Source organism: Mesorhizobium sp. ESP7-2 (assembly GCF_020164715.1).
Lineage (GTDB): Bacteria > Pseudomonadota > Alphaproteobacteria > Rhizobiales > Rhizobiaceae > Mesorhizobium.
This window is the reverse complement of sequence record NZ_JAIUGQ010000034.1, coordinates 63705-74372: the sequence shown is the minus strand read 5'-3', so window position 1 is coordinate 74372 and position 10668 is coordinate 63705. Positions and strand designations below refer to the sequence as shown.

The window sequence follows — 10668 nt, the reverse complement described above, 5'->3', positions numbered from 1 at the left end:
CGGCAACCGCATCTTAGGGGGAGAAAACTGTTACCTATGTATCCGGTTCATTCTGTTACCCATCTATCCGCTGGACACCGGCAGGGCAATGAGGGGCGGCTCCAATGTCACAATTGGCAGAAATAACAGAAGCTCAGCCTTCCAGCACTTCCTTCGAGGCCACGGTCGAATCGGCATTGAGCTGGTAGATCACAGGCACGCCGGTGCCGAGCTCCAGCTTGACGATCTCCTCGCCCGACTTGCCGTCCAGCGCCATGATCAGCGCGCGCAGCGAGTTGCCGTGGGCGGCGACCAGCACCGTGCCGCCGCGCAGCACGTGCGGCTGCAGGTCGTGCAGGTAGTAGGGCCAGACGCGGGCGCCGGTGTCCTTCAGGCTTTCGCCGCCGGGCGGCGACACGTCATAGGAGCGGCGCCAGACATGCACCTGCTCCTCGCCCCATTTCTGGCGTGCGTCGTCCTTGTTGAGACCGGAGAGGTCGCCATAGTCGCGCTCGTTGAGCGCCTGGTCGCGAATGGTCTTCAGGTCGCTCTGGCCGACCGCGTCGAGAATGTGCTGGCAGGTTTTCTGCGCCCGGACCAGCGCCGAGGTGAAGGCGATGTCGAATTTCAGGCCGCGCGCCTCGAGCTTCTGCCCGGCGGCCTTGGCCTCGGCGTGGCCCTGCTCGGTCAGGTCGACGTCACGCCAGCCGGTGAACAGGTTCTTCAAATTCCATTCGCTCTGGCCGTGGCGAACGAGCACGAGAGTTCTCGACATTTTTGCTCCTCTGGGGTCTGAGCGTTCAAGGAAAGTGTGTAGCGGTTTTCCGTCCGGACTTGCGTAAGAACGAAGATGGTTCAGGGTCGTTTCAGGCAAGCCCGAGCACGTCGCGCATCGAATACAGTCCCGGCTTCTGGTCCCGCGCCCACAGTGCGGCCTTGACGGCGCCGCGGGCGAAAATGGCGCGGTCCTCGGCGTGGTGGGACAGCGTGATGCGCTCGCCGGTGCCGGCCAGGATCACGCTGTGGTCGCCGACGACCGAGCCGCCGCGCAGGGCGGCGAAGCCGATCGAGCCAGTTTTTCGCACACCCGTATGGCCGTCGCGTGAACGCACTTCGTTGCCGGCCAGTGCGATGCCGCGCCCGGCGGCGGCGGCTTCGCCGAGCAGAAGCGCCGTGCCCGAAGGCGCGTCGACCTTGTGCCTGTGGTGCATTTCGAGGATCTCGATGTCGAAATCATCGGCATCGAGCGCGCGCGCCGCCTGCTCGACCAGCACCGCCAGCAGGTTGACGCCGAGGCTCATATTGCCCGACTTGACGATGGTCGCGTGGCGCGCGGCGGCGGCGATTTTCGCATTGTCGTCGGCCGAACAGCCGGTCGTGCCGATGACATGGACGATGCGCGCCTGCGCCGCGTAGCCGGCGAACTCTACCGTGGAGGCCGGAGTGGTGAAATCGAGCACGCCATCGGCCCTGGCGAAGACTGGTAAAGGATCGCTGCCGATCGCCACATCGATGCGGCCGACGCCGGCCAGTTCGCCTGCATCCTTGCCCAGGTGAGGCGAATCCGCGCGCTCGACCGCGCCGATGACGCGGGCGCCCGGAATGGCGTGGATGGCACGGATCAGCGTCTGGCCCATGCGGCCGGCCGCGCCCACCACCACAAGGCCCATATCGCTGGCCGGCTCGCCCGATGTTGCCGATGTTTCGCTCATGCCGTGCTCCCGGCGACGTTCTGGGTTTCCAAATCCTGAACCGAAGTCTCGACCGGCGCGCTGTCGTCGACAAGCCCCAGGCCCTTGACGCCCTGTATCCGGTGGAAACGGGCATAGACGCTGTGCGGGTCGGCCATCAGCGAGGCGTGCGTACCCTCCTCGACCAGATGGCCCTGTTCCAGCACGATGATGTGGTCGGCATTGACCACGGTCGAGAGGCGGTGCGCGATGACGATGGTGGTGCGCCCTTCCATGACCTTGGTGAGCGCCTGCTGGACCCGGGCTTCGGCCTCGTTGTCGAGCGCCGATGTCGCCTCGTCGAGCAGCAGGATCGGCGCCTGGCGCACGATGGCGCGGGCGATCGATACGCGCTGGCGCTGGCCGCCGGACAGCGTGGCGCCATTCTCGCCGACCGGCGTGTCATAGCCTTGCGGCTGCTGGCGGATGAATTCGTCGGCCGCGGCCAGTCGCGCGGCCTGTTCGATCTCGGCATCGGTGGCCGAGGGGCGGCCATAGCGGATGTTGTCGCGGATGGTGCCTTCGAACAGGTAGGGGGCCTGCGAGACATAGGCGATCGAGCCGCGCAGCGACTGTTTGGTGACCTTCGAGATATCCTGGCCGTCGATCGTGATCGTGCCGCTCTCGACGTCGTAGAAGCGCTGCAACAACGCCACCAGCGTCGTCTTGCCGGCGCCGGATGCGCCGATGACGGCGGTCATCTTGCCGGCGGCGGCGACAAAGCTCAGACCCTGCAGGACCGGTGCCTCCTCGACATAACGGAAGGATACGTTGTCGAAGCGCACTTCGCCCGTGGTGAAATGCGCCTGCGTGGCATCCGGGGCGTCGCCCTGCTTCGGCTCGAGGTCGAGCAGTTCGTAGATCATGCGTGCATTGACCAGCGCCCGCTCCATGCCGACCTGCATGCGCGCCAGGCGCCGTGCCGGGTCATAGGCCAGGATCAGCGCGGTGATGAAGGAAAAGACCGCGCCCGGCGGCTGCCCGAGAACGAGCGCCCGGTAACCGGAATAGGCGATGACGGAGGTGACGGCGAGGCCGGCCAGCATATCGGAAATCGGCGCCAGCCGTTCGGAGACGCGGGCAATCTTGTTGGAGCGCTGTTCGGCGTCGCTGGCGAGCTTGCCGATGCGGCCCGCCAACTCGTCCTCCATGGTGAAGGCCTTGACGATGGCGATCCCTTGCGTGGCTTCCTGCACGGCGCCGATCAACCGCGAATTGATCAGCACGGATTCGCGGGTTATGCGCCGCACGCGACGGGTGAGGTAGACGACGGCCCAGATCAGCGGCGGCCCGATCAGCAGCGAACTGAGCGACAGAACCGGATCCTGGTAGACCATGACGCCGAGAAGCCCGATCAGCGTCACGGCGTCGCGGGTGATCGAGGTCAGCGTCAACGACAGCAGGTCGCGGATGCCGCCGACGTTTTCGTTGACCTGGGCCGCCAGCCGGCCGGAACGTGTGTCGTTGAAGAAGCCGACGCCGAGCTTCATCAGGTGATCGAAGATGCGCTTCTGGTAGCGCGCCACCAGATTGTTGCCGATCTTGGCCAGCGCCACCGCCTGGCCATAGCCGGCGAAGCCGCGCAGCAGGAAGGCCGCCATGAAGCCGGCGCAGATCCACACGATCGCGTCCCCACGCCGTTCGTAGAAGATCTGGTTGACCATCGGGGCCATGATCCAGGCCGTGAAGGCGGTCGTGCCCGAAACGATCAGCGAACAGGTGATGACCATGACATAGGTCCAGCGATAGTCATGGCTGTTCTCAGCGAGAATGCGGCGCAGCACCGCTGTGACCTCGCCAGGCCGGGCTTTTTGTTTGTTTGGAATTTGAAGTGTCAAATCAGAAGGCTTTGCCGGTTTCCGCTGCCCGTGGCGGGCATTTCGGCACCCCTATTAGCGCCAAGCAGCAGGCTTGCCTATGCCTTGGGGTGACTAACTTCGTCGCGCCAGCGCCGGCCCGCCGTCTGGACGCCGAACAGCGAGGGGTTCCTGGCATAGGCGGCAAGTCCGAGGAGCGCCGCCAGCGGATGGGTGATGACATAGACCGGCATGGTGCGCATCAGCGCGCTGTGCGGCGCCTTGTCCTCGAAGGCGGCGCGGAAATTGCCCTCCTTCAATGCCGGCACGATCTTTTGCGCGATGCCGCCGGTGAGGAACACGCCGCCCCGGCTCATGAACACCAGCGCAAGGTCGCCCGCGGTGCGGCCGAGGCAGGTGACGAAGGTCTCCAGCGCTTCCTGCGCCACAGGATCGGTCTTGGCCAGCGCCGCAGCGGTGACCTCGGCCGGCGTGGTGAAGGGCGACGGCTTGCCGTCCGCCTTGGCCACCGCCCGGTAGACGTTGACGAGGCCGCGTCCGCACAGGATCTGCTCGCCTGAAATGCGGCCGTCGAGCTTCTCGATATGCGGAAACACCTCGAAATCGCGCGGCGTGCGCGGGCCGATGTCCATATGGCCGCCTTCGCCGGGCACCGGTATCCAGTGATGCAGCGCATGGACCAGCCCGGCGACGCCGAGACCGGTTCCCGGACCCAGCACGACGCGGCCGGCATTGGGCTCCGGCGTGCCGCCGCCGATCTTTTCCATATGCTCTTCGCCAAGCGCGACGACGGCCAGCGCCTGCGCCTCGAAATCGTTGAGCACGACGATGTCGCTCAAGCCGAGACTGGCGAACATCTGCCTAGGCCTGACGACCCACGGGCAGTTGGTGAGCTCGATCTCGTCGCCGTCGACCGGCCCGGCAACCGCCAGCACCGCCGAATTGGGACGGACCGAGGAGCGGTCGAGCACGGCCGCCTGGATCGCCTCGTCGATGGTGTTGTAATTGGCGGTCTGGACGATGGTCGGCTCGCCGGCCTCGGAGTTGGCGTCGAGCACGATCGAAAAGCGCGCATTGGTGCCGCCGATATCGCCGATCAGGATCGGAAACCGCAGCAAAGTCTCGTCATCGGCTGTGCTTGGCATGCTCTCGTCCGTTCCCCGTCCGGGCTACGTGCAGCTGTTTTCCCGTTGACTAGCGCATGGCCTTGCAAAGGGAAAGGCGCTTGCTTTCAGTTCCAGGACAATCGCTTCGAATTTGAATCCCGTCCTTGGCTGATTTATCCAGGGTCGGCGCCGCCCCTCACCTGCCTGCCGGCATCCTCTCCCCGTATAGGGACGGGGAGAGGGGGCTGCCATCGCCGATTTCGCCAATCACCAGTATTGCAAGGAGGACGCGGAGGTTGCGGCCAGCCCCTTCTCCCCCGTCCCTATACGGGGAGAAGTGCCCGGCAGGGCGATGAGGGGCAGCGCCGACCTCGGCAATCAATCGTCAATTGCCGGGCCGTGGACGCGGCACCGGTACGCCGACCTCTGGTGTCGCCATGAAAGCGCTCGCCGCGCTTGGCAGACCGGCCGTGCTGCTGGCCGTCACAGCGGGCAGCGCCGGCGCTTCGGGTTCGGGCGCCGCCACCGCGATCGGCACCGCGTCGCCATGATAGGTCGCGGCCTCGGCCGAGGCAGGCCCCGGCGCGTCGAGCACGGCGCGGCATTCCCTGGGCAGGTTGGCCATCGTCATCAGGTCGCGGGCCTTGGGCGCATCGGGGTTCTTGTTGGGCCGCCACGGCTCTTCGGTGAACCACCAGGCCAGCGGCTTGCCGCAGCCGTCGTCATCCGGTGTCGCCTCCTGCGCCTTGCAGTTGGGCGAGCCCGGCTGGCAGCCGATGCGCATGTGGAAATGATAGTCGTGGCCCCAGAACGGCCTGATCTTGCGCAGCCAGGAGCGGTCACCCTTGACGGTGTCGCAGAGCTTTTTCTTGATGCCCGGATTGACCAAGATGCGCTCGACCTGCGGATAGCTCGCCGCGCGCTTCAGCAACGCCGTGTGCTGCGGCGTCCATAGCGCGTCCTTCACCAGATGCGTCTTCTCGTCGACCATCAGCGTGGCGCTCATGGTCTCGCGCTGCGCCCTGGTCATCGTGCGGTCGGGCATCGGCGTCAGCCAGATGTCGGCGTCCAACCCGATCTGGTGCGACGCATGGCCGGTCAGCATCGGCCCGCCGCGCGGCTGCGCGATGTCGCCGATCAGCAGACCCGGCCAGCCGTCGGCGGCCGCGTCGCGCGACAGTTTCTCGATCAGCGCGATCATCGCCGGATGACCCCAGCGACGGTTGCGCGATGGCCGCATCACCTGCCAGGTCGGCCCATCCATGGGAATGGCGACGCCGCCGGCAAAGCAGCCCTTGGAATAGAAGCCGAAGGATTGAGGGGCGGTAGCCGTCGGCAGTTTCTCGGCGCCGAACAGGTCTTTTGCCCGTTCCTCGGCCGCTGCCGGTTGTGGGGCGAGACCGGTCAATGCGAACAGACCAAGCGCGGCGGCGAGCAGTGATTTTTTTCCGAGAGACGTCGCTGTCTTCATGAAACCGGATCCACAAACCCCAAGCCCGAATCATAGCACGCAACATGCGACGCTTCGATCGCTCTAGCTTTTGGCGCAATTCCGGACGGAAAACCGTTTCACACTTTTCCTGGAATTGCTCATCCCTTCATCGGACTGCGCGGCGCGCCCTCGCGCCAGTCGCCGCTTGCCCACATATGGTCGAAGGCGGCGCGATAGTCGGGAAAGCGAAACCGATAGCCCGCCGCCTTGATCGCCGCATTGGCGACCCGCTTGTTCTCGCCATAGAAGGACCGCGCCATGGGCGAAAGTTGCGCGGTCTCGAACGGAATTTCGGGCGGCGGCTCAACCCCCATCAGCGAAGCGGCATAGGCGACGACATCCTGCGGCGGCGCCGGCTCATCGTCGGTGACATTGAAGATGCCGCCCGTATTGCCGCCGATCAGATGCCACAGCGCGCCCGATATGTCGTCGCAATGGATGCGGTTGAACACCTGGTCCGGCTTGACCAGGCGTCTGGCCGTGCCGTTTTCCAGGTTGACCAGCGCGTTGCGGCCCTGGCCGTAAATGCCGGAGAGCCGCAGGATCGCCACCGGCCGGTCGATGTCCCGGCCGAGTTTCAGCCAGGACTGCTCGGCCTCGACCCGCATCATCGAGCGCTTCGAAACCGGCCGGCACGCGGCCGTTTCATCGACCCAGGCACCGCCATGATCGCCATAGACGCCGACGGTCGAGAGATAGCCGATCCACTTCAGGTCAGGCATCCCCGCGATTGCTTCCCGAGCGGCATTCAGCACGGGATCGCCGGTTTCTTCCGGGGCGATCGAAATCACCAGATGGGTGGTTTTCTCCAGCGCATCGCCGATGTCGCCCGTCAACCTCCCATCGAACAGCAGTGGGTCGATGCCGGCCTGCCGCAGCGCATCGAATTTTTCTTCAACGCGTGTCGTGCCGACGATCGTGGCGGCTCCCGTATTGGAGCGGGCAAAGGCCTTGCCCGAATAGCCGGCGCCGAAGATGAAGACCTGCTTTTCGCTCATGCATGCGTCCTGTTTGGCCGCGCCAGGCGCCATTCCTCGCGGACGGCGCCATCGCTCTCGCTCTTCAGGCCGTTCGCGGCCCGTTCGGCATATTCGGTTTCCGGCACCAGCCGCGCCAGCGCCCATATTGCCGCGCCCCGCACCAGCGGCGAGGCGTCGCCGAGCAGGTCCCGGACGATGCCGGTAAGGGCGGCCTCGCCGGAATTGCCGGCGGCGATCAGCACGTTGCGGACAAAACGGTCGCGACCGATGCGTTTGATCGGCGAGCCGGAGAAGAAGGCGCGGAAGCCAGCATCGTCGAGGGCCAGAAGATCGGCGAGCGCAGGCTCGCGTAATTCGTCGCGCGCGGCGAGCTTGGCTTCGGACGCGGCGCGGGCGAATTTGTTCCAGGGGCAAGCGGCGAGGCAGTCGTCGCAGCCATAGATGCGGTTGCCGATCGCCTCGCGGAATTCATGCGGGATCGGCCCCTTGTTCTCGATGGTGAGATAGGAAATGCAGCGCCGCGCATCGAGCCTATAGGGGGCGGGGAACGCGTCGGTCGGGCAGGCGTCGAGGCAGGCGCGGCAGGAGCCGCAATGGTCGATTTCGGCACGGTCGGGTGCGAGTTCGGCCGTGGTGAAGATGGTGCCGAGGAACAACCAGGAGCCGTGCTCGCGGCTGACCAGATTGGTGTGCTTGCCTTGCCAGCCCAGGCCTGCTGCTTCCGCCAGCGGCTTTTCCATGACGGGGGCGGTATCGACGAACACCTTCACGTCGCCGCCGGCGCGCGCGACGATCTTGCCGGCGATTTCCTTCAGCCGGCCTTTCATCACCTCGTGATAGTCGCGGTTCTTCGCGTAGACCGAGATCGCGCCACGGTCGCGCCTGACCAGCACATCGCGGGGGTCATGGTCCGGCCCATAATTCATCGCCAGCACTATGATCGAGCGCACGTCGGGCCACAGCGTCGAAGGCTCGCTGCGGCGCTGGAGCGTCTCGGCGATCCAGTCCATGGAGCCGTGAAAGCCGTCGGCGACGAATTCGGCAAGCCGTGCCGGCGCCAACGGGATGGCATTTGGGCTGGTGACGGCGACGGCATCGAAGCCGGCGCGCCGCGCCTCCGCGTCGATCAGTGCACGCAGTTTTGCCGCGTCAGAAGTCGAGGTCCGCATAATGCGATACCGGCGACAGGCCGCGCACGCGGTCGGTCAAGAGCGGCCGGAACGAGGGCCGCGATTTCACCCGCGTGTACCATTCGCGCGCGGCGGGGTGTTCGCGCCAGTCGATCTCGCCGAGATAGTCGAGCACCGACAGCGTCGCGGCGGCCGCCAGATCGGCATAGGTGACCCTGCCGCCGGCCAGCCAATGACGGGTGCCGGCCAGCCAGTTGGTGTATTTCATGTGCTGGCGGATGTTGGCGCGCGCGGCGCGGATGGCGCCCGAATCGGGCGAACCGCCGCCGGCGGTTTCCGGCATCACCGGCTTCAGCACGCGTTCGCGCACGAGGTGGCGGGTGACTTCGCTTTCGGCCTTGTTGAGATACCAGTCGATCAGCCGGCGGATTTCGGCGCGCTGCATCGGGTCCTCGGCGAACAGCCGCTTGTCGCGCTTCAGCACGCCGCGCGTCTCGTCGAGATATTCCGAGATGACCGTCGCACCGATGATCGGCACGTCACCCTCGGCCAGCAGGATCGGCAGCGTGCCGGCCGGATTCAGCGCCAAGAACTCCTTGCGGCGCGTCCACGGCTTTTCCTCGATCAGCGCCAGCTCCTCGCCATACTCGCCAAAGGCGAGGCGGACGAAGCGGCAGGTGGCGAACATGGGATGGTGGAAAAGCGTCAGCATGGTTCCGCGATGATAAAGCGCACTGGTTCAGAATCCGGAATTCGCGCATCGCGCTCGTCCCAGGTGTGGCGAATTCCGGATTGCCACACTGGCGAATCGCAAGGCGCACCGGTAAGTCTTGGCCGCCCGGTTAGCGGGCCGTCAGGGGTGTTGCGACCTATAGGGGGACTTCGGCGCCATGACAAGCAAGCCATTCCGTTAGCCGTCACGCCAACGCCGAGGTAGAAATGGAAAGCCAGACCATCGTCGAAGCCCTGCTGCTTGGCCTGCTGGAGGGGTTGACCGAATTCATCCCGGTGTCCTCGACCGGCCATATCCTGCTCGCCGGCCATTTCCTCGGCTTCCAGTCGACCGGCAAGGCCTTCGAGATCCTGATCCAGCTCGGCGCCATCCTGGCCATCCTCAGCGTCTATTTCCGCCGCCTGTGGCAGATGCTGCTCGACCTGCCGCATGACCGGCTGACGCGGCACTTCGTCATCGGCATCCTGATCGCCTTCCTGCCGGCGGCGATCATAGGCGCGCTGGCGCACGACTTCATCAAGACGGTGCTGTTCGACTCGCCACGACTGATCTGCATCATGCTGATCATCGGCGGCGTGGTGCTGCTGGTGGTCGACCGCATGAACCTCAAGCCGGTCTACCGCGACGTCGAGCGCTTCCCGACCAGGCTTTACCTGCAGATCGGGCTGTTCCAGTGCCTGTCGCTGATCCCCGGCACGTCGCGCTCCGGTTCGACCATCGTCGGCGCGCTGCTTCTGGGCGTCGACAAGCGGGCGGCGGCGGAATTTTCCTTCTTCCTCGCCATTCCGACCATGGTCGGCGCCTTCGCCTTCGATCTGTTCAAGAACCGTAACGTGCTGACTTCTGCCGACCTGCCGATCATCGCCATCGGCTTCGTCGCCGCCTTCGTCACGGCGCTGTTCGTGGTCCGCTTCCTGCTCGATTACGTCTCGCGCAACGGCTACTCGCTGTTCGGCTGGTGGCGGCTGGTGGTGGGGGTTGTCGGGTTGGTGGCGCTGATGGTTTGGGGGTGATTGCAAGGGCAATCGCGTCGGTTTGAATAGGCGCGTTAACAGAAGTTTGCGCTGCCCCTCACCTGCCTGCCGGCATCCTCTCCCCGTATAGGGACGGGGAGAGGGGCGCTGTCATCTGCGATTTCGCCAATTACAACGGTTGCAAGAAGGGCGCAGTCGCTGCGGCCGCTCCCTTCTCCCCGTCACTATACGGGGAGAAGTGCCCGGCAGGGCGATGAGGGGCGGCACCGCCTTTTGTAATCTAGCTCCTCCCATAAAACGCATTCGGGACATGCACCGGCCACCGCCAGGGCAGCACGGCAACCATGTCGAAGCGCATCGACAGCCTGCCATAGTCCGGCTGGCGCGACAGCCAGATGTCGGCCGCACCCTCGATGCGGCGCTCCGATTCGTGACCGATCGCCTCCATGGCCTCGATCAGCGTGCGGCGCGCCTTGACCTCGACGAACAGGACGAGGTCGCCGCGCCGCGCGATCAGGTCGATCTCGCCGAAGCGCGTGCGATGGCGGCGCGCCAGGATGCGGTAGCCCTTCAGCATCAGCGCGGCAGCCGCCAGCCATTCGCCGCGATGGCCGCGCCGGTAGGCCTTCTGGCGGCTGGCGCTCGGGCGCTCAGCCACCGCCGGCTCCGGAACTTTGCTCGACCATGATCTCTGGACAAACGAAACCGTTTGTCCGAGAAAACCGGG

10 protein-coding genes are annotated in these 10668 nt (G+C 65.5%); 1 reads left to right on the top strand and 9 read right to left on the bottom strand.

The genetic code is table 11. From position 1 onward, the window contains the following. Nucleotides 1-133 precede the first annotated feature (133 nt). The 8 genes from LB543_RS25695 to LB543_RS25660 all read right to left on the bottom strand — a co-directional run bounded on the left by LB543_RS25695 (nucleotide 134) and on the right by LB543_RS25660 (nucleotide 8946). Entirely contained in the window at nucleotides 134-754 is a 621-nt protein-coding gene (locus LB543_RS25695; protein ID WP_140764976.1) for a 2,3-bisphosphoglycerate-dependent phosphoglycerate mutase, read from the bottom strand. 91 nt (nucleotides 755-845) lie between these two features. Then, on the bottom strand, nucleotides 846-1691 hold the full coding sequence (gene dapB / locus LB543_RS25690; protein ID WP_224616152.1) for a 4-hydroxy-tetrahydrodipicolinate reductase: 846 nt from the start codon (nucleotides 1689-1691) through the stop codon (nucleotides 846-848). Next, complete coding sequence (locus LB543_RS25685; RefSeq protein ID WP_140812212.1) at nucleotides 1688-3547, bottom strand: ABC transporter ATP-binding protein; 1860 nt, start codon at nucleotides 3545-3547, stop codon at nucleotides 1688-1690. The genes dapB and LB543_RS25685 overlap by 4 nt, the downstream gene beginning before the upstream one ends. A 77-nt stretch (nucleotides 3548-3624) precedes the next feature. Continuing rightward, nucleotides 3625-4671, bottom strand: coding sequence for a glucokinase (locus tag LB543_RS25680; RefSeq protein WP_224616151.1), 1047 nt, complete (start codon nucleotides 4669-4671; stop codon nucleotides 3625-3627). 346 nt (nucleotides 4672-5017) lie between these two features. Next, nucleotides 5018-6103, bottom strand: coding sequence for a penicillin-insensitive murein endopeptidase (gene mepA, locus LB543_RS25675; RefSeq protein ID WP_224616150.1), 1086 nt, complete (start codon nucleotides 6101-6103; stop codon nucleotides 5018-5020). Nucleotides 6104-6222: 119 nt separating this feature from the next. Continuing rightward, nucleotides 6223-7122, bottom strand: a complete 900-nt coding sequence (locus LB543_RS25670) for an SDR family oxidoreductase (protein WP_224616149.1) — start codon at nucleotides 7120-7122, stop codon at nucleotides 6223-6225. Beyond that, nucleotides 7119-8273, bottom strand: coding sequence for a tRNA epoxyqueuosine(34) reductase QueG (gene queG, locus LB543_RS25665; RefSeq protein ID WP_224616148.1), 1155 nt, complete (start codon nucleotides 8271-8273; stop codon nucleotides 7119-7121). The genes LB543_RS25670 and queG overlap by 4 nt, the downstream gene beginning before the upstream one ends. Then, entirely contained in the window at nucleotides 8254-8946 is a 693-nt protein-coding gene (locus LB543_RS25660; protein WP_015314714.1) for a glutathione S-transferase family protein, read from the bottom strand. Before LB543_RS25660 ends, queG begins: the two co-directional genes overlap by 20 nt. Before the next feature lie 227 nt (nucleotides 8947-9173). Here LB543_RS25660 and LB543_RS25655 point away from each other — a divergent pair, with 227 nt between their 5' ends. Then, nucleotides 9174-9980: an undecaprenyl-diphosphate phosphatase gene (locus tag LB543_RS25655; RefSeq protein ID WP_224616147.1), complete on the top strand. Its 807-nt coding sequence runs from the start codon at nucleotides 9174-9176 to the stop codon at nucleotides 9978-9980. A gap of 241 nt (nucleotides 9981-10221) precedes the next feature. Here LB543_RS25655 and LB543_RS25650 read toward each other — a convergent pair whose 3' ends face one another. Further along, nucleotides 10222-10599, bottom strand: a complete 378-nt coding sequence (locus LB543_RS25650; RefSeq protein ID WP_015314716.1) for a YraN family protein — start codon at nucleotides 10597-10599, stop codon at nucleotides 10222-10224. Nucleotides 10600-10668: the final 69 nt, after the last annotated feature.

What these genes read in the sequence shown, in the direction of transcription:
- LB543_RS25660 (WP_015314714.1), bottom strand. Translation starts at nt 8,946, where the DNA reads ATGCTGACGCTTTTCCACCATCCCATGTTCGCCACCTGCCGCTTCGTC.
- dapB (WP_224616152.1), bottom strand. Translation starts at nt 1,691, where the DNA reads ATGAGCGAAACATCGGCAACATCGGGCGAGCCGGCCAGCGATATGGGC.
- LB543_RS25695 (WP_140764976.1), bottom strand. Translation starts at nt 754, where the DNA reads ATGTCGAGAACTCTCGTGCTCGTTCGCCACGGCCAGAGCGAATGGAAT.
- LB543_RS25655 (WP_224616147.1), top strand. Translation starts at nt 9,174, where the DNA reads ATGGAAAGCCAGACCATCGTCGAAGCCCTGCTGCTTGGCCTGCTGGAG.
- LB543_RS25670 (WP_224616149.1), bottom strand. Translation starts at nt 7,122, where the DNA reads ATGAGCGAAAAGCAGGTCTTCATCTTCGGCGCCGGCTATTCGGGCAAG.
- LB543_RS25680 (WP_224616151.1), bottom strand. Translation starts at nt 4,671, where the DNA reads ATGCCAAGCACAGCCGATGACGAGACTTTGCTGCGGTTTCCGATCCTG.
- queG (WP_224616148.1), bottom strand. Translation starts at nt 8,273, where the DNA reads ATGCGGACCTCGACTTCTGACGCGGCAAAACTGCGTGCACTGATCGAC.
- mepA (WP_224616150.1), bottom strand. Translation starts at nt 6,103, where the DNA reads ATGAAGACAGCGACGTCTCTCGGAAAAAAATCACTGCTCGCCGCCGCG.